Source organism: Streptomyces sp. AV19, assembly GCF_015999245.1.
In the GTDB taxonomy this organism is placed as follows: domain Bacteria; phylum Actinomycetota; class Actinomycetes; order Streptomycetales; family Streptomycetaceae; genus Streptomyces.
This window is the reverse complement of record NZ_JAEAMR010000010.1, coordinates 296,348-315,337: the sequence shown is the minus strand read 5'-3', so window position 1 is coordinate 315,337 and position 18,990 is coordinate 296,348. Positions and strand designations below refer to the sequence as shown.

Sequence of the window (18,990 nt, the reverse complement as noted above, 5' to 3'; positions counted from 1 at the left end):
CGCCTGCCCGGAGGACACACGCTTATGGCACTTGTTGACGATGCCGCCGTGATGGCGGTAGGCGGTTACATCTATGTCGCGGAGCCGGACAAGCCCAAGCCGGCGCTGACGGATCCGCTCAAGCCCCCGGCCGGGTGGGAGTCGCTGGGGCACACCAGCCGTGACGACCTGCCGGAGTTCGGCCGGGACGGTGACGACCCGGAGGTGAAGGGGTCGTGGCAGAACTCCAAGCTTCGGCAGACGACGCCCGATGTCACGTACTCGGTCACGTTTCAGTCCATCCAGGCGTCGCCGGAGACCTTCCAGCTTTATTTCGGTGCCGGGCCGGGGGCGGTGCAGGCTGATCGGACGTTCCGGATTCCCGCGACGCCGGTTCCCCAGCTCCGATCCTTGCTGGTCGTCCTGGTGGACGGGGCGCGGTTTCTGCCGCTGTGGCATCCGCGGGTCTCGCTGATCGGCTCCGACGCGGTCTCCCTCGCTGTGGACGACTTCGTGAAGTTCCCGATCAAGGGGACGTTTCTTTCGTCGCCGGTGATCGGCGGTGCGATCGGCGAGTGGGCGACCCTCGCCCCGCCCGCTCCGCCTGCCCCGTCCGGCAACTGACCCTTTTTTCTTGTCTTTTGGAAGTGATGTCTGTGGCAATTGTGGTGTCGTGCACCGATCTGATGGACGAGGCGCAGCGCGAGTACGGCGCGGTGTCGCTGGTCACCCGCACCGGTGCGGAGGTTCGGCTGACCAATCTTCTGATGCTGTCGCCGGACCGGATGAAGACGGCGCGTGTGCTGCTCGGGGCGGTCTCCAAGGGTGCGGCGTCGGAGCTGGACGAGGTCATGCCGCAGCTGCGGGATCTCCTGCTCCTGGTGGCCGACCGGCCCGAGGATCTCGCGGCCGAGATGGATGAGTGGCCGATCGGGATGTACGTCCGGGTGATCAACCTGTGGCAGGACGGGACGCAGGTCCCGGAAGCGCCGCGCTCGGACAGCTGATCCATGACGGTCATGGCGGGCCCCTGCGCGCTGATCTTCAGCGGTACTACGGGCTTGACTTGGCCGATCTCTGGCGGGGTGCGCTGTCGCCCCGCCGGGCGTGGACGCTGACCGAGCATCTACCGGAGGACTCGGCGCTGGCTGCCGCGCTGGCGGGCGGCCCCGAGCATCGCGGGTGGACGCTTCAAACCCACCTGCTCGCACAGATCGTCAACGCGGTGCGGTTCGCCGACGCGAACAACGTGCGCGTTTCCGGCGGGAAGCTGCGGCGCAACCCCGACCCCGTGAAGCCCCCGCAGGGGAGGCCGGCGGGGCGGGCCCGAATGCTCGATCTGTCGGGGCATCCGGGCGCCATGGCTCTGCCGGACAAGTACATACGGGGGTGAGTATGGCCGGACCAGGGGGAGTCGAGTCCGGACGGCTCAGTGTGCGTGTCCTGCCGGACACATCGAGCTTCGCACCGTCCTTGCAACGCTATCTCGACAGGATCGAGCGGCGGGCCCGGGTGACGGTGGGGGCGGTCGCCGACCTGACGGGGTTCCGTCAGCAGCTCCAGCAGAAGCTGTCGCGGGTGTCGGCCAGGGTCAAGGTCCGGGTGGACCCCGACCTGTCGTCGTTCGGGGACGCGCTGCGGGAACGTTTGGCCACCCGGTCGGCGACGCTGCAAGCCCGGCTGGAGGTGAGCGAAAGCGAGATCCAGCGACTACGCCAGGAACTCGCCCACCTCCAGCCCCCGATCACGATCAACGCCCGGCTGGACGCCGACCGGCCCGAGATCGATCACCTTCGCCGGCTCGGGTCCCTGCCGGGGCTGGGCGGAGCGGGCAGTGCCCTCGGAGGGCTGGGCCGGGATGCTGCCGGAGCGCTGGGCAGCGTCGCGTCCCTCACCGCCACCCTCGGGCGTCTCGCCGTGGCGGCATCGGCCCTTCCCGCCACAGCGGGCGCGGTGTCCGCTCTCGTCTCGGGGCTGGTGCAGGTGGGGCCGGCGGCAGCAGTGGCCGCCCCGGCGCTGCTGTCCGTCCTCAGCGCCAAGGCCACGCTCAAGATCGGACTCAACGGTCTCGACAAGGCACTCAAGGGCGACAAGGAAGCGCTCAAGGCCCTTGCCCCGGAGGCGCGCGGGTTCGTCAGGGAACTTCAGCGGCTGACCCCTGTATGGGAGAAGGTCCGCAAGGCGACGCAGCAGCAGCTGTTCCGGGGGCTGGACGAGACGGCCGCGCGGCTCGCCCGCTCCGTCCTCCCGGTGCTCCGCGAGGGACTGACGGGCTCAGCGGCAGCGCTCAACACGATGGCCAAGGATGCCGCGACGACGGCGGGATCCCTCGCCAGGAGCGGGACACTCGGCGCGGCGCTGGAGGGCGCCAACGCGGGGTTGCGGAATCTGGTTCCGCTGCCCGGGATCTTCCTGCGCGGACTCACACAGGTGGGCGCCGCCGCTGCCCCCGCCTACGCGCGGCTGACGGCGTCCCTGGCCACCAGCGCCGAAGCGGCGTCGGCCCGCATGACCCGCGCCTACCAGTCCGGCGCGATGCAAGAGGGCATCGAAAACGCCTTCCGTTCGCTGCGCTCGGTCGGCAGAACGCTCGGCAACGTCGGCACGGCGGTGGTGAACGTCTTCCGCCCGGCCGTTGAGTCCGGGTCGGGGTTCCTGGTTGTCCTCGGCGACATTGCCGCCAAGGCGGCAGCGATCACCGCGACGCCGGAAGCGCAGGCCACGTTCCGCAACCTCTTCGAGACGCTGTCCGCCATCGGTCGCGCGGTGTCCACGGTCCTGGTCGCGGGGCTCCAAGCGGTCATGCCGCTGTTGTCCACACTGGTCAACACGCTGGCCGGCCCGGTGCAGAACCTTGCCCGACAGGTAGGGCCCGCGCTCGCGGGTCTCGTTTCCGCGCTGGGGGCCGCACTCGGTCCGGTCGTCACGGCCATCGCAGGCGCCTTCCGGCTCCTGCTGCCCATCGTCGGCGGCATCTTCGCGCAGCTCGCACCGGCAGTCGGGCAAGCCGCCAAACCCCTCGGGCAGACCCTCGCGTCGCTCATCAAGACGGTGGCCGGCGTGGCGGCACAGATCCTCCCGGTCATCGGGCAGGCAGCCGCGCAGCTCCTGCCGCTCTTCGGCGTACTGGCCAAGGCTGCGGCAAGCGCCATCGGCCCCGTCGTCACGGCCCTCGGATCGGCGTTCCGGCAGATCCTGCCCGTCGTCTCGGGGATCCTGGCCACGCTCGCCCCCGTCCTCGGCACGCTCGCCACGTCGCTCGGACGGGCACTGGCTCCGGTGATCACGGTACTCGCCGAAGCCCTGTCCGCCGTCCTACCGGTCATCGGCACACTGGTGGGACAGCTCGGCACCGCCTTGGGGCCGGTGCTGCTGACCGTCGGGCAACTGGTCGCGCAGATCGTTGACGTCCTGGTCGCCGCACTGCGCCCGGTCCTGGACCAGCTCCCCGCGATCCTCGGGCCCGTCCTCGCCACGATCGGCGCCCTGGTCGCAGCGCTGGCCCCGGTCGTCTCGCAACTACTGGAGGCGCTGCGGCCCGCTCTGATCTCCGTGGGCGCCTCCATCGCCGAGCTGATGACGGTGGTCGGCCCCCTCATCGCGACGATCGGAACGGCCCTCGCCGGGGCTATCTCCGCGCTCCTCCCGGTGCTGTCACCGGTGATTGCCCTGGTGGGCCAACTGGCGTCCCTGTTCGCCGACGTCCTCGCGTCCCTGCTGCGGAACGTGGTCATCCCCGCCATCAACCTGGTGTCCGCGGTGGTGCGCGGGGACTTCTCCGCCGCCTGGCAGGCCCTCAAGGATCTCGTGTCCGGCGTCTTCCGCTTCATCGGCGACGTGGTGCGCGGCGTGATGACGCTGGTGTCGGACGTCGCGGGGAAGGTGGTCGGCTACTTCACCGACATGGTCTCCCGTGCCTGGCGGGCCGTCGCGGACTGGGGCGCGGGCATCGGACGGTCGGCGGCCGACGCCATGCGGGACTTCGGCGGCAAAATCTCCTCCGGTCTCGACAGCGTGGGCCGCTGGTTCAGGGACCTGCCCGGCAATATCCGCAACTGGCTCGGGAACCTCGGCGGCGTCCTGATCAACGCCGGACGAGACCTGATCCAGGGCTTCATCGACGGCATCAAGTCCATGTTCGGCAAGCTCAAGAACAAGCTGAGCGAAGTCACGAACCTGCTGCCCGACTGGAAGGGCCCGCCGGCCCGGGACCGCACCATCCTGGTCCCCGCCGGCCGCATGGTCCTCGACGGCTTCATGACCGGGATCGAAGACCGCCTTCCCGGACTCCGGCGCCAACTCGCCGGAGTTACAGCGGGGTTGCCTGCCATCGCCGGGACCGGACCGGAGATCAGCACCCCGCCCCCGGGCGGCACAGGCCCCGCCTCGACAGCCGAACTGATCAACGCCCTGCGGGACTACGCCGGACGGGACATCGTCCTGCGCATCGGAGAGACAGAAATCGCCCGCGCGGTCGCGCAGGGAAACCGCACCCTAGCCCGGAGGTGAAACGTTGGGCCTTTGGATCGGACACCCCGGAGCACTCCGGGAGATCGATGACCGGGCCGTGAGCTTCGACCGGTCACCCGACCTGACCGTCACCGAGTTCCGCTCGCTGTCCGGCACCGTCACCACCTGGTCGGCACCCGCCCAGCCCCGCCGGCTCAAACTCCAGTGGACCACCCTGGACCGCGAGGACCACGAGTTCCTTGACCGCCTGGTGCGCCGACTGGACGGCCCCGGGCCCGTCGCGCTCATTGATCCTTTGGCGCGGAACTTGCTCACCGGGGCGCAGGCGGCGGGGACCGGGTCCCGGTCGTCGTGGTCGGCGAACCCGCAGGAGATCACGGTCTACGGGGGCGCATCCCCGTCCGACCCCGTCACGGTGTCCGTGGACGCCCCGCCCGCAAACGGCACGACGGACCTCAACTGGCGGGGCCTCGGGTGGCCATGGGTCCCGGTCACCCCCGGGATGACGCTCACCTGGTGGGCTCCGGGACTTCTCGCTGCTGGCGCGGATTTCGCTGGGCTGGGTCTGTACTGGCACAACCGAACAGGCGACTTCCTCACTGGCCTTCTCGGCAACAAGAATCGCCCATTGGTCGCGGTAGCACCCGCAGGTGCGGCATTCGTACGAGTAGCGGCGCGCTTCAACGCGAAGGGTGCATGGCCCGTCGGCGAGTCGATCCTCACCGTCGGCGACACCTCGGCGGCGCTGCTCGCCGGCGACCGCCCGTACGGCGAGGGCGCCCCGCAGTACAGCGTGACCGGCTACACCCATGCCGCGACGAGCCCCAACCCGACCTACCGGGATATCACCCTGGAGTTGGTGGAGGTGGCCAGTGCAACCGGGTGACGCCGCACTGCCTGGCGCCCTCGCGACCGGGGAACGGGCCGTCGCGCACACCACCAGACTCGGCGGACGCGACATGACACCCCAGGTCCAGTCATGGGCCCTTGACCGCAGCTACGGCACCGACATGCCCGAGGCCATGCGGGCGTTCAGCGGCTCGTCCTCCGCGCAGCTCGAACTCTCCCTGGGCGGCACCGGCGGGACGACCGCCTCCGCCCTCTACGGACCATGGGCACCGCGGACGACCGGCGACGTGGTACGGCCCCGCCAATCGGTGACCCACGCATGGGGCATCGGCGGCAGCACCATCCCCGCCTTCCGGGGCACCGTCCGCTCCCGCAGCGCCCAGTCCGGGACCGACACGGTCAAGATCACGGCCCTGGACGGCGCCGAGCGCCTGCGGATGGCAGCGGAACTTCCCCGGCCGGCCGGAGGACTCAACTCGGCAACGCCCTACGGCCCGGCAACCAACTGGGTCGCCTCGCCGAGCTGGTGCGTGGACCACCTACTGCGCCGGGCCGGGATCCACACCGCACCGCCCCCACGGGACGGCTGCATCCTCTACGCCTCGATGCACGGAGGGGCCGCCGCCAACATCGGCTACCTCAAATCCCTCTCCGGCGACTGGTCCCGCTGGGTCACCACGAACGCCCCGCACGAAATCGCCGTACAGGGATCCACGTCCGGAACCTACGCCGTCTACGACCCCATGGTGCGCGCCGTCACCCGGTCCGACGTTCCGGGCCTCTTCTACGAAGCCTGGGTGAACGACACCGGCACAGGGACGCGAACGCTGGAATGTAGTCTGGAATGGGTCGATGACAGCATGAAAACCATGCACACCGGATTCGTCCTCGACCTCGCGGCCGGCTCCATTACCGTGGCAACGGGACGCGACCCCGACCCGACCAAAAACGCCGGCCTGGTTTGGCAAGAACCGGATATACCCAAACAGCGCGGCACCTGGCATGTATCGCTGTGGCTCACCTTCGAGGGAAACGGCGTCCCGGTCTACCGCCCCGTGGTGACAGCACCGTCCGGTAGCACGTACTTTCACGACTGGCTCCCCGGCAAGGGCACCGCAGTCCCCGCAAGTTCGCTCTTTGCCGTGCGGGTGGGCATCCGTGGGCTACGGGCCGAAGCCGTACAGGTCTCACAGCTCAGCGCCCAGCCAACCGGGGCCGCCCTGACTCAGAAAGGGATGTGGGAAAAGGCAGCAGACCTCGACGCACCGGACATCCCCCTGCGGGTGATCCCCGCAGTATCGGGAAGCGCCTGGGACGTCATCACCAAAATAGCCCGAGCCACGTTCTCGACCGCCGAGTTCGGGGCGGACGGAATATTCAGGTGGAGGTCCCGGCGGCGCTGGGCCAACACCCCAGATTCTGCACACGCCACGGTCACCGCAGAACGAGAACTAGCGGCCCTCACCGTCACGGAGGAAATCGACGCCTGCCGCAACTACTGCTCCGTGAAATGGGCGGACTGGTCCCAACTAAAAACCACCCGAAGCAACGACAAGGTAGCGACCAACACCATCAAAATCGCCCCCCGATCAGGACAGGCACTCGTCTGGACCGTCGGCCCCGAGGAATTCGACGTCCCACCACCCGTGACGTATAGCGAGGTGCTTCCCGACACCATCAGGTTCACCCTGGCGGACAAGGACAACGCTCCCTTTGCCGCCGGAGTGGTAGAGGTACGCACGTTCCGCGAAGGCGGGCGGCTAGTCCTCGACATGAGAAACAAGGGAACTGCGCCGGTGTGGCTACGCGCAATCACCACCGGCCTGTCCCTGTTCATCACCGGGCCGGGCCTGGACAGCGGAGAGGCACCCGCAGAACGCCAAGCCGTCGCCGAAGACTCCAGCAGCCAGCAGTCATACGGCGTGCAGCAGTACGAGCACGACCCGGACGGCTGGATCCAGGACAACAGATCCGCACAGGCAGTCGCGGACTCCCTTCGTGACGCCGGCGCCTACCCGGTCCCCCTGCTCTCCGACGTCGAAATCCTCGCCGACCCACGGATTGAACTAGGCGACGTCGTCCGCGTCCGCGATAGCACCGGGGCCGCACTGGACACCCTGGCGTGGGTCATCGGCATCCGCACCTCGGCGGACAGCAGCGGAGCCGTGAAACAGATCCTGACGCTCCGCGGGACGAGCTACAACGGGGCACCGCGAGACGAGGGATTGCACCCCGATCCCCCGGTAGACCCGAATGCCAAGGACCCGTAGAGGAGGAACATGGGAGAGGAAGACGAGCCCCTAGGCGTCCGCATCGGCGCGCGGGAAATCTACGACGAAGTTGTCGCCCTGCGCACTGAGATGCGGACGATGGGCCAGGAAAACGAGGGTGCCCGCGCCGAATTGGCTGACCATGAGGAGCGTTTGCGCGCGCTTGAGCGCTGGAGATACGCACTCCCTATATCAGTGATCACGGCCATCATCGGCGCCGTGGTGGCCATCGTAGAAAGCTCCGGAAAGGCGTAACCACCCAACCAGAAGCCCCGTTCGGGACCTACCGGCGGGGATTTTTTATGCCCACAGACAGGAGTAACCCTATGGCCTGGTTCGCCGACGTTGAGAAGATGGAGTTGCAGCCGGAGTCAGACGACCAGCCTGCAATCCGTCCAACGCAGCTTATTTTCCACAGCGTTGCTGCTGCGTGGACACCTCGGCGCGTCTACGAATACTGGCGCGACAGCACCAACTATGAAAGTCATTTCGCCGTTGGCTACGACGGGTCGTGCGCACAGTTCATCGGCACCGAGACCCGCGCCGACGCGAACATGTACGCCAACAGGCGGAGCGACGGTACGGGCGCGGTGAGCGTCGAAACGGCCTCGGACGACGAGGCAACCGACCCTTGGACGCCGGAACAGGTCGCGACGCTGATTCGTATCGGCGTGTGGATGCACCAGCACCACGGAATTCCGCTCCGCATCTGCCGCTCGTGGGACGACCCCGGTTACGGGGTTCACCGGATGTTCCCGCAGTGGAGCGATGGCGGGACCGACTGCCCCGGTAGCAAGCGTGCGCAGCAGTTCCGGGACGTCGTTTTCCCCGGGATCGTCGCCCGCGCCAACGGCAAGACTGCCCCCACCCCCGACCAGATTGGAGACGACGAAATGCCCAACACTCTCGGCGAGTTCAACGGCTCTGAGCGCAAGCTCCCCCGCGACCAGTGGACGACCGTGGACGTCAATGGCGTGGACCTGGTGAAGAACGCGGGCGCCTACTCGGCGACGGTCTACCTCACCGTGGATGCCCCGGCCGGCGCGACGGTTCAGGGCCGGTGGTACCACCAGCGCCGCGACGGCTCCCGCTGGGACGGGCCGATCGTGGAGAGGATCACGACTTCCGGTTCGTCCTTCGTGGACTTCACCCACGCGGGCAGCATCGTGGACGGCGAGGCTGCGCGCTTTGAGGTGACGTACGGCTCCGCCCCCGGCAACGATGCCCGCCCCGCCGTGATCACTGCGGCCCGGGTTCGTGGCGTGTACTGGAAGGCGGGCAAGTGATCGTCTTCGTACAGGAGCACGCCTCCCGCATATATACGATCGCCGTCGCGGTCGTCTACTTGGTCGCCTACTTCGTACACGGTCTTCCTGACGAGCTCATCCTTACTCTGGTCGCCGCGCTGCTGGGCGTCGGTGAGGCAGTGCAGCGCACGGCGAATGCACGAGTCCGTGCAGCTGCCGGGATCAACGAGCACCAGGGCGAGGCCCTGCGGTGACCTACCGGCACGTCGCCCTCCTGGGGCAGGCGCGGGCCGGTAAGGACTCGATCGGGCAACGGCTCGTCGCCCGGCACGGGTTCGCGCGGCTCGCGTTCGCCGACCCCCTCCGCTACATGGCGCTGGACATCGATCCGATGGTGGGCGCGGAGCCGACGCCCCTCGGCGCGCTGCCCATCCGTCTCTCCGACGTCGTCCGTCGGCACGGGTGGGAGGAAGCGAAGACAAGGCCCGAGGTCCGCCGGACCTTGCAGCGCCTCGGCGAGGCCGTGCGCGTGCATGATCGGGACTACTGGGTGCGGCTCGTCCTGGACAAGGTGCCGACGGCCGACCGGTGGGACTTGCCCCTGGTCGTCACGGACGTCCGGCACGAGAACGAGGCGGATGCGCTGAGGCGTCGAGGGTTCCTGCTCGTCCGCGTCGTGCGCCCCGGAGGACACGGGGCCAGCGGGGACGCCGAGCGGGCCCACGTCTCGGAGACCGCGCTTGCCGACTATCCGTCGGACGTGACGATCACCAACGCGAGCAGCCTCGCGGATCTGTACCGGCAGGCTGACGCGCTCGTCATGCCGCGCTGAACCAGCGGGTGGCGGGGTGGCAAAAGACGGGTCTTCCCTCTTATCTCTTAGGTTTTTCTTTGTGATTCAAAAAACACTCTAAGAACTGTCACCCCGCCACCCCTCAACAACCCATCTGAGGGGGACCTATGCCCGGACCTGTCCGGACCATCAAGCGCGGGGGCTCGCGCTTCTACATCAGCCCTGAGACGGCCGAAAAGGTGCCCGGGGTCACGAGCGTCGTGAGCATGCTCCCGAAGCCCTACCTGACGTTCTGGGCGGCTCGCATGACCGCCGAGACGGCCGTCGAGAATTTGGATGCTGTACGCGCCATCGCTGAGCGGGATACGGCTGGCGCCGTGGATTACCTGCGGAATGCGCACACCCGTTACACCAAGCTTCGAGCGAAGGTTGGCAGCGACGCCCACGACCTCTTCGAGCGGATGATCCGTCTTGAGGAAATCGGCCGTGTTCACCCCGACTTGGAGCCTTACCGGTTGGGCTTCGCTGAGTTCCTCACTGCTGTCCGCCCCGAGCTGGTACGCGCAGAAGACGTCGCGTGGTCGGACGAGCACGGATACGCGGGCAGCTTTGACGCCATCGTCCGTGTGCGACTCGGCGAGGACGGAAAGCCCGACCACGAGAACGGCGAATGGCGCACGCTGGTAGTGGACTGGAAGACGTCTAGGAGCGCGTATCCGGACGTCGCTCTACAGCTTGCCGCATACGCCCATGCGGACCGCGTAATTTCGCCCGATGGCACCTCCGAGCCGATGCCGGAGATTGATGGGGCGGCGGTACTTCACATCACGCCGGATGGCTGGGTATTCAAGCCCGTCCGGATCGATGAGGAAGTCTTCAACCTCTTTCTGACGCTCCGTCACGTGTTCCAGTGGGACCGTGAGATCAGCAAGACCGTTTTCGGTCGCCCGATCGCTGAGAGTGTGCGCCGGCTCATCACTGGGACGCAGCGCCGCGCAGCTTGAGAACCGTCCTGCAGAGCGGTTTGTTTATACTTCAACAGGGGGTCATTTTATGGCACTTCGCATTTTCGAGACCGACCCGGACGCGATGCCGCGCCCGCAGTTCGCCGATGACACCGTCGGCCGTTTTCATGGGGGCAAGTCGGAGAACAATGTACCGGTTCCTCTTCCGGAATGGCGGGTGACGACCGGGGATCCGGAGGTGGCTGCTGCTGTTGCTCAGCTCATGGGCGGCACTCCGGTTGAGACTGATTCGACGTCGGAGAACTACATCGAAATTCTCACTGCGACGGATCGGGTCAAGGTCGTTCTCTCTGGCGCAGACGCGATTGACGACGATCTGAAGCTTTGGAATGGTTCGACGCTCATTCATCACTGCGACGGAGTCGAGTTCCTGTCGCCCGAGGAAGATAAGGGGAAGCCCTGCGGCTGTCCGACGCTGCTGGAGGAGCGAAAGACCGCTGCCAAGGCAAAGCGGGGGCCGTCCCCGTCCATTAGTGTGAAGCTCCGCATTGCTGAGGATTATGACCTCGGCGTTTTCCGTCTCCAGACGGGCTCTTGGAAGTTGGCTGAGGTCCTGCACGAGGTCAGGAACTCTCTCGATAAGGTCGGTGGGGAAGCTCTGTGTTCGCTGGAGCTTGAGCTTGTGGAGTACACCACGAAGCAGGGGCGAGAGGTCAGCTACCGCAAGCCCACGATTCGCGTCCTCAAGTCGTGGTCGGACGCCATCGCGGAGCCGAAGGACTAACCCGCGGAACGGCTCCGGGAACGCCCCCGGAGCCTCCGCATTTCACGGGGGTGATCGCATACCGATACTCGAACTCTGCGCCGGCTACGGAGGGATCGGGCGGGCCGTTGAGGCCCTGACCGGGGAGAGGATCCGCTACGTCGCGGAGATCGACCCGTACACGTCGCTGATCCTCGCGCGCCGGTATCCGAACGCGCCAAATCTCGGCGACATTACACAGATTGATTGGTCCACCATCGCGGGAGAGGTGGACATCATCACCGCTGGATTCCCGTGTCAGGATATTTCAAACGCGGGGAAGCGGGTGGGGATTCAGGGTGAGCGGTCGGGGATCTGGCAGAACGTTGCCGAAGCCATTCGCGTTCTACGACCACGACTCGCATTCCTGGAAAACGTCTCCGCGATCCGCTCGCGGGGGCTGGACGTCGTCGCTGCGGACTTGGCCCAGATCGGGTATGACCTGCGCTGGTGTTGCCTACGAGCGTCCGCCGTGGGAGCCGCCCACCACCGAGACAGGTGGTTCGCCATCGCAACACCCGCTGTTCCCAACGCCGAAAAGGTCTGACGGCCCGAAGGGGTCACCAAATCAGCGGGGCAGTAAGGGCGACTACGCCTTGCCGGGGACAGTAGTTCACCTACTGCCCACGCCAACGGCAAGCATGTGGAAAGGCGTGCAGCCGCTCACCCGAAAAGCGTCGGCCGACAACTTGCCGACACGGGTTCACCGTTCGCTGAGTTCCCCCGGGGCATGGTGGGGAAGCTACCTACCTGCTATCCGGCGGTGGGAACGGGTATTGCGGCGGCCGTCGCCCCCGCCCGTTGCCCTGACCGATCGGGGGATGCTTCGGCTCAACGCCTCCTTTGTTGAGTGGCTCATGGGGTTGCCGGACCGTTGGGTGACTGGCGTAGAAGGACTGAGCAGATCGCGCCGGCTGCAAGTCCTCGGGAACGGTGTCGTTCCGCAGCAAGCACATGTGGCGTACGCGCATCTACTGGAAGGTGTACCGGATCCCACCACGACGAATCACGCACGACATTAAGGCAGTTATCGACAAGACCACGGGTACATGGCTCAAGTACCCGATCAGGGAGGGCGGGAGGGCGCGGAAGTACACGGCGGCGTGGCCGAGACACGGGATAGTCAATGACGGAACCATGTCCGAGCGGGAACGGCTCGCGCCACCGGTTATTGAGCTTCCTGTTTCCAGTTCGCTGCCGCTCCTGCCAACCCCCACAGCGTCCGACGCAATGCGGGGGCCGGATTTCGCAAAGGCGGGGCGTGAAGGCGCAGGAGGTGACGACCTTGTTACCGCTGTAGCGAGGTTATTCACCAAGGACCGGGCCGCGAAGCTGTTCAAGACGCCAACTGCAAACCTTGGTTCGAATGGCGCTCCACAGCACCCGGATAAGAGGAAGGCCGGTGGGCACGGTCCGAATCTCGATGATGAGGTGTCGTTCCTCCTCCCAGTGGACCCGGATACGGCGGAGGAGACACCGCCGGGGGTCTACCACTCCCCATCGGATTGGTGGGCCGACTACGCCCCGGCCGTGCGCCGTTGGGAGACGTTGATGGGGTCGCCGGCGCCGATCCCGGTGGAATTCGGTCCGCGCGGTGGTCGGCGGCTCGCCTCGGTGTTCGCCGAGTGGTTGATGGGGCTACCTCGGGGCTGGATCACGCATATCCCGGGCCTCAACCGGGCGCGTCAGCTTAAGGCAGCGGGTAACGGGGTTGTGTCGCAACAGGCTTTCACGGCCTACATGCACTTGATGAACTACAAAGAGGGGGAGTAACCACCCATGGGGAAAAGGGGAGTTGTCACCGATTATGGTGGCGAGGAGCTGTATCGGGGAGACCTGATCGCCTACGCCGCACGGCAGGGCAACAGGGTCAGGATGGCCGATGCAATCGTGGACCGGGTTACAACGCGGCTGGTGGATGGGCGACTTCGCGGGATGCTCCGTGTCCGTCCGACGGGAACTGAGTCGGGATTCGCGAAGCGGCGCACGCTCAGGCGGGAGTGGATTAGTGCTGAACACGTCCGTTTGGTCATCCCGGATGTGACCGGCGAGCGGGACGCCTAATAGCAGCAGAACTGGCCGGAGGGGTGCCCGTGGTGGTGCCTCTCCGGCCCCTTTGTGTTTGAGGGGGAGGAATGGAACGAGAGATCACCAGAACCACCGCGCCAGCCCTCGGGGACGTCCGGGCACTGGGCCGTGGTGACGTGCTCTGGCTCCGGCCGGGGTGGGAGTCGCGGCAGGACTGGCTGCGGTATCTCGCGGCAGCAGCGCATGCCATGGGGAACGGAGCCCGCATTCGGCAGGGGGCGGACGGATGACTGCCGCGCTCATCATCGGGGGCGTTTTCGGCGCGCTGCTGCTCTTGCTCACGGTCACGCTCACGGTCCTCCACTGGTGGTGGGGCCGTGGCTAACCCCAACAAGAGGAGAGGTACCGCGTGGGAATCCGCAGTGCGGGACTACCTGAATCGCGCCCTCGGGCTCGTCGGCGACGACGGCCGGCCCCGGGACCCATTCGACGGGATGACAGTCCGCCGGGCCGCGCAGGAAGGGGCGCGGGACGTGGGCGACGTGCACGCCCCGCCGTTCGTCCTGGAATGCAAGGATGTACGGTCGCCTGCCGTTCCAACGTGGCTGCACCAGGCCCAAATTGAAGCCGACCACGCCGGTTTCCCGTTCGGTGCGGTCGTCCACAAGACCCGTGGTGCGCCGGTTGCTGCGGGTCGGGTGCACGTCTCCGTGAGGACCTGGACCCACATGCGGCAGGGACTCGGGATGCCCGCTGATGACTGCGCCGGGCTGTACGGCTGGGTGCCGACAGTGCGGGGGCTCGACACCGCTCGGTGGTACTTCACCACGACGCTATGCGCCTTTGCTGACTTGCTGGACGACTACCGGAGCGCCATGGGCATGGGGGTGGTCGGGCGTGCAGTTTGCTGATCTCCTCTCGCGTTTCGGGGACGTCCAGGATCAGCCGGACGGCGGACTACTGGCCCGGTGCCCCGCCCACGACGACGGCCGACCGTCCCTCCGCATCTGGCGAGGCGAGGACAACAAGATCCGGATCACCTGCCGCGCCGGCTGCGAGACCGCCGACGTGATCAAGGCTGCGGGGCTGAGCTGGTCGGACCTGTTCGACGTCGAGGGACCGGGGCCGACCGTGAGCGCTGAGCGCCCGCAGCTCGTCCCCGCCGGACAGGTCGCTGCCCTCGCGGCGTACATCGACCGCACGTCCCTCGCCCTCGGCGACTACGACGACGACCAGGCCGAGCACGCCCGCCAATACCTTGCCAACCGGTTCGGTCTCGACCTTGCGACGGCCGCTGATCTCCGGATCGGTGTGGACGCCGGCCACCAGGGCGACGGCTTCCCCTATCTCTCTCGGCTGTACCAGGCGCACCCCCGGCTCACGGTGCCGCTCGTCGGCTGGGACGGAGTCGCCTGCGGACTACAGGGCAGAGACCTGTCCGGACAGTGCCCTGCCCGGTGGCTGTCCCTGGCCAACCCGGACGGGCACCGCTGGTCGGCGTTCGGCGTGCTGCGGGGCGGTGGCGGTTACGGCACGGTCCTGGTGACGGAAGGCCCGAGCGACGGACTGACTGCCGTCGCCACCGGGTACGACGTCGTGTTCGTCCGCGGGGCCGCACTCGCCGGCTCGCCCGAGTTGGTGGCCGAACTCGCCGAGGGAATGCGCGGGCGGCACGTCGTGATCGTCGGGGACAACGACCGTGCCGGCCGGGGTTTCACATCGAGGCTCGCGGCAGGTCTCGCAGCGCACGGGATCACGGCGCATCGGCTTGAACTGCCCGCGACCGCCAGCGACTTGACCGCCTGGCGCGAGCGGGATCCCGAGGCGTTCGCCCCTGCTCTGCACCGCGCAGTGAAGGCTGCCCGACCGTTCCGTTCCGGGGCGGAGGAGGAGTCGGCAGCGCGCAATGCCGAACTCGCGGAGCGCACCGGCGCCGACACCGTCACGCGCGACCAGGGGGCCGAGGCGGCGGACATCCTCTCGCGGCTCGTCGCGCAGCTCGGCGAGTCCGACGCCATGAACGCGCATGCCCTGGTTGCGTGGTGCGGGGGCCGAATCCGATACGCCCCGGGCCTCGGGTTCTACACCTGGGACGGCTCCGTCTGGGTTCGCTCAGACATGCGCGTTCGACAGGAAATACACCGCATGGGCGCCGCGCTCGTCCTCGCCGGCCTGACCAAAGAGGCGCGAGGGTTCACGATGACATCGAGAATCGATGCCCTGATGACGGAACTTCGGTCCGTACCGAACGTCAGCATCCGAGCAAGCGACTTCGACAACCGGCCGGACCTCCTGAATTTCAGGAACGGCACGGTCAATCTACGCACCGGCCACCTGCGCCCGCACGACCAGGACGACCTACTCACCTACCGACTCGATATCGACTACCACCCGGAAGCCCAATGCCCCCGATGGATTGCCTTCCTTGACGAGGTTTTCCCGGGCATGCCGGAGATGCCTGCTTACATGCAGCGACTCGTCGGGTACGGCATAACCGGACACACGAATGAACAGGCATTTTCAGTGCTTTGGGGAAAGGGAGCTAACGGTAAATCGGTCTTCGTTGATGGCCTTACATCCGTCTTCCGACAGATAACCACGACCACACCTTTCAGTACGTTCGAGGAACGTAAAGGAGGTGGCATCCCGAACGATCTAGCAGCCTTGCGCGGTGCACGCCTCGTCATGGCATCCGAGGGCGAGGCCGGCAAGCCCATGGCGGAATCCATCCTCAAACAGGTGACCGGCAAGGACGTCATCACCGCGCGATTCCTACGTCAAGAGTTTTTTGAGTTCAAACCGTCGTTCTTGCTGCTGCTCGCGACCAACCACAAGCCGAAATTTAAGTCACAGGATGAGGGACTTTGGCGCCGTGTGAAATTGATTCCCTTCACGCGCTGGTTCGCACCCGAGGAACGCGACCCGGACCTAGACCGGAAGCTGCTCGCCGAGGCCGAGGGCATTGCCGCGTGGGCCGTCCGTGGCGCCATCGAATGGTATGCGCGAGGGCTGCAAGACCCGCCACTCATCACCGGAGCCAGCAAGGAATACCGTGAGACAAGCGATCCGTTGGCGGGTTTCTTTCCCGGCGTCCTGGAGCGCGCTGAGGAATCCCAAGTGATCAATGGCACCGAGGCGTTCAACAGTTACTTGGAGTGGTGCGAGGCGGAGAACCTGCCCGCTCGCGAGCGCTGGACTCGCCGCGCCTTTTACTACGCGATGGAAGAGCGTGGGGCAACTCGCCGAAAGACAGAGAGGGGAATCGCCCTGGTCGGGCTCCGGCTCGCCGACGAGCAGCCCGAGGACACTGGCCCCGGCATATTCGGCAACTAACAGCAGCACGCACGCGGGCCGTTCACCTACAACCAGGTGGGCGGCCCGCTTTTTGTTTAGGGGGAGGCATGCAGGAATTCCGGCACACGATAGCCGGCGACATCGTCACCGTGCACGTGCCCGAGGACGCAGACGACCTGGGGATGTTCTGGGACTGGTTCTATCAAGCGCGGGAGCGCGGGCCCATCGCGCTGGACACAGAAACGACGGGGCTTGATATTTACAGCCCTGGTTTTCGACTCCGGACCGTGCAGTTCGGCGACGCGCACGATGCATGGGTGATCCTGTGGGAAAGAGGAGGGCATTTCGATTCCTACGCGCGGGACGCGATCCGGCGCACCCGGCAGATACTGATCCACAACGCCGCCTATGACTGGCTCGTCCTCAACCAGTGCGCGGGAATACCCCTAGAAGATCTCGCTCCGTGGACGACGGATACCCGGATCCTCGCGGCGCTGATAGACCCGCGGCAGCCCTCCGAAGGAGGAATCGGGACGGGCCTCAAGCCCTTGTCGGCGCGCTGGATTGACCCTTCGGCACCGGACACCCAAGCGGGGCTCACGACGGTTTTCCGCAGCCTGGGGCTGACGAAGGAAACCGGCTGGGCGAACATTCCCCTCTCGAACCCAACGTTCCTTCTCTACGCCGGACTTGACGTCATCCTCACCGCGCGTCTGGCGCCGATCCTCCGCGCCGAGCTGTCCCGCCTCGGCGTCCGCGACGAACTCGTCACCTACGAGCACGAGATAGCGCGGCTCTGCGCGGTGATGCAGCGGACCGGCCTACTCGTGGACCAGGAGTACGCCGCGCCGCTCGCGCGCCGACTCGCCGAGGAAGCCGCGCACTACAGCGCCGTTGCCGCACGGTACGGGGTGTCGAAGATCGGGAGCGTGGCGCAGGTCTCCGAGGCCCTGACCGGCATGGGCGAGACCCTGACGGAGCGCACCGACGCGGGAGCGCTCAAGGTCGATAAGGCGGTGTTGCTGCCCCTTGCCGACCTTGACCGGGACTGGCAACGCATCGGGGCGCGCGAGCCAAATCCCTTGGCGAACGCGGTGCTTCGGGCCAAGCGTGCGAAGAAGTGGGGCGAGGACTACGCCGCGCAATTCGTGACGCAGCTCGACACCGCCGGACGCATCCACGCGAGCATCAACTCTCTACAGGCGCGTACCGGCCGCATGTCCGTCTCCGGGCCCCCGCTGCAACAGCTTCCGTCCGGAGACCACGTGATCCGGCGCGCGATCCTCGCCGAGCCCGGCCACGTGGTGATCTCCACGGATTTCCAAGCGATCGAAATGCGCGTCCTCGCGGCACTCGCGGACGTCAAGCGCATGAAGGCCGGATTTCTCAGCGGTGGCGAGAAATTTGATATTCACATGTACACCGCCCGGCTGGTCAAAGGCCCCGCCGCTACTAAGCGAGACCGGAAGGTATTCAAGGGCGCCGGATTCGGAAAGGTCTACGGCGGAGGAAGCCGCACGCTCGCAAGACAGACGGGTGCAAGTGAGGCGGAAATCGCGCAAGCCGTAGCAGCGTACGACAGGGTTTTTCCCGAGATCAAACAGGCCTCTTCCCGCTGGCAACGGCAGGCTTTTCAGAACCGCATGGTTTTCATTTCGGCGACCGGGCGCCGGCTCCCGCTGGATCGAGACCGGACATTCGCTGTAACGAATTATGCGTGTCAAAGCGTGGCCAGAGACGTCCTCGGGCAAGCCATGCTGCAAATCGAGTCGGCCGGATTGCTCGAATTCTGCCGCTTGCCTATCCACGATGAGATTTTGGCGTCGGCGCCGAAGCGGGAAGCCGAGGAGATTGCGCGAGAGTTTGAGCGCTTCATGTCTTTCCCCCTATACGGCGTCCCGATCGAAGCGGAAGCAGAAATCGGCGGCCAGTCGTGGGGTTCGCTCTACGGTGCGGACTACTAAATCACAGCGCAACCAGCGAAAAGGTTGTACACCACCCCTTCACATTTTGATCACAAGACTCGCAGGAAAGAGAGCAAACCCTGTCGTTCTGGTCGCGAATCGGTAGCGAAGTCGGTCTTTTTGCGTCTGTATAGGTTACCTGGCCACCCTTCCGCCCCATATGTCGAGATCGGCCAATTTCTTAATTTCAGCAGCACGCAGAGATAAGGCGTGCGCAAGCCCCGTCCCTGCGTCCCGGGACGGGGCATTTTCATGCCCCATTCCAGACGCACGCACGAGCGACTGACGCGCATTTCTTGATCTGCGCACGCCCCGTTCCGGGCAAGCCC

General features: G+C 66.4%; 17 protein-coding genes. All 17 read left to right on the top strand.

Annotated features, from left to right (window positions below):
* Positions 1-24: 24 nt before the first annotated feature.
* The 17 genes from I5Q34_RS19830 to I5Q34_RS19750 all read left to right on the top strand — a co-directional run bounded on the left by I5Q34_RS19830 (position 25) and on the right by I5Q34_RS19750 (position 18,661).
* On the top strand, positions 25-603 hold the full coding sequence (locus I5Q34_RS19830) for a hypothetical protein (protein WP_199893663.1): 579 nt from the start codon (positions 25-27) through the stop codon (positions 601-603).
* 62 nt (positions 604-665) lie between these two features.
* Positions 666-986 carry a phage tail assembly protein gene (locus tag I5Q34_RS19825; RefSeq protein ID WP_234429159.1) on the top strand — a complete coding sequence of 107 codons (321 nt, stop codon included), beginning with the start codon at positions 666-668 and terminating at the stop codon, positions 984-986.
* Positions 987-1,045: 59 nt separating this feature from the next.
* Positions 1,046-1,372, top strand: coding sequence for a hypothetical protein (locus tag I5Q34_RS19820; RefSeq protein WP_199893662.1), 327 nt, complete (start codon positions 1,046-1,048; stop codon positions 1,370-1,372).
* Between the two features lie 80 nt (positions 1,373-1,452).
* Positions 1,453-4,488, top strand: coding sequence for a hypothetical protein (locus I5Q34_RS19815; protein WP_199893661.1), 3,036 nt, complete (start codon positions 1,453-1,455; stop codon positions 4,486-4,488).
* 58 nt (positions 4,489-4,546) lie between these two features.
* Entirely contained in the window at positions 4,547-5,335 is a 789-nt protein-coding gene (locus tag I5Q34_RS19810; RefSeq protein WP_199893660.1) for a hypothetical protein, read from the top strand.
* 73 nt (positions 5,336-5,408) lie between these two features.
* A complete protein-coding gene (locus I5Q34_RS19805; RefSeq protein WP_199893659.1) occupies positions 5,409-7,568 on the top strand; it encodes a hypothetical protein in 2,160 nt (719 codons plus the stop codon).
* A 9-nt stretch (positions 7,569-7,577) separates the two neighbouring features.
* Positions 7,578-7,823: a hypothetical protein gene (locus I5Q34_RS19800; protein WP_199893658.1), complete on the top strand. Its 246-nt coding sequence runs from the start codon at positions 7,578-7,580 to the stop codon at positions 7,821-7,823.
* 71 nt (positions 7,824-7,894) lie between these two features.
* Positions 7,895-8,854 carry an N-acetylmuramoyl-L-alanine amidase gene (locus I5Q34_RS19795; RefSeq protein ID WP_199893657.1) on the top strand — a complete coding sequence of 320 codons (960 nt, stop codon included), beginning with the start codon at positions 7,895-7,897 and terminating at the stop codon, positions 8,852-8,854.
* The gene (locus I5Q34_RS19790) at positions 8,851-9,069 is read left to right on the top strand and encodes a hypothetical protein (RefSeq protein ID WP_199893656.1); all 219 of its coding nucleotides are present in this window, start codon (positions 8,851-8,853) and stop codon (positions 9,067-9,069) included. Before I5Q34_RS19795 ends, I5Q34_RS19790 begins: the two co-directional genes overlap by 4 nt.
* Positions 9,066-9,647: a hypothetical protein gene (locus tag I5Q34_RS19785; RefSeq protein WP_199893655.1), complete on the top strand. Its 582-nt coding sequence runs from the start codon at positions 9,066-9,068 to the stop codon at positions 9,645-9,647. Before I5Q34_RS19790 ends, I5Q34_RS19785 begins: the two co-directional genes overlap by 4 nt.
* Positions 9,648-9,775: 128 nt before the next feature.
* Positions 9,776-10,612 carry a hypothetical protein gene (locus I5Q34_RS19780; RefSeq protein ID WP_199893654.1) on the top strand — a complete coding sequence of 279 codons (837 nt, stop codon included), beginning with the start codon at positions 9,776-9,778 and terminating at the stop codon, positions 10,610-10,612.
* A 49-nt stretch (positions 10,613-10,661) separates the two neighbouring features.
* Positions 10,662-11,357, top strand: a complete 696-nt coding sequence (locus I5Q34_RS19775) for a hypothetical protein (protein ID WP_199893653.1) — start codon at positions 10,662-10,664, stop codon at positions 11,355-11,357.
* Positions 11,248-11,922, top strand: coding sequence for a DNA cytosine methyltransferase (locus I5Q34_RS19770; protein ID WP_234429158.1), 675 nt, complete (start codon positions 11,248-11,250; stop codon positions 11,920-11,922). Before I5Q34_RS19775 ends, I5Q34_RS19770 begins: the two co-directional genes overlap by 110 nt.
* A gap of 386 nt (positions 11,923-12,308) precedes the next feature.
* Entirely contained in the window at positions 12,309-13,148 is an 840-nt protein-coding gene (locus I5Q34_RS34855; protein WP_234429157.1) for a hypothetical protein, read from the top strand.
* 677 nt (positions 13,149-13,825) lie between these two features.
* Positions 13,826-14,314, top strand: coding sequence for a hypothetical protein (locus tag I5Q34_RS35820; protein WP_199893652.1), 489 nt, complete (start codon positions 13,826-13,828; stop codon positions 14,312-14,314).
* Entirely contained in the window at positions 14,301-16,736 is a 2,436-nt protein-coding gene (locus I5Q34_RS19755; RefSeq protein ID WP_199893651.1) for a phage/plasmid primase, P4 family, read from the top strand. The genes I5Q34_RS35820 and I5Q34_RS19755 overlap by 14 nt, the downstream gene beginning before the upstream one ends.
* A 68-nt stretch (positions 16,737-16,804) precedes the next feature.
* A complete protein-coding gene (locus I5Q34_RS19750; protein ID WP_199893650.1) occupies positions 16,805-18,661 on the top strand; it encodes a DNA polymerase in 1,857 nt (618 codons plus the stop codon).
* Positions 18,662-18,990: the final 329 nt, after the last annotated feature.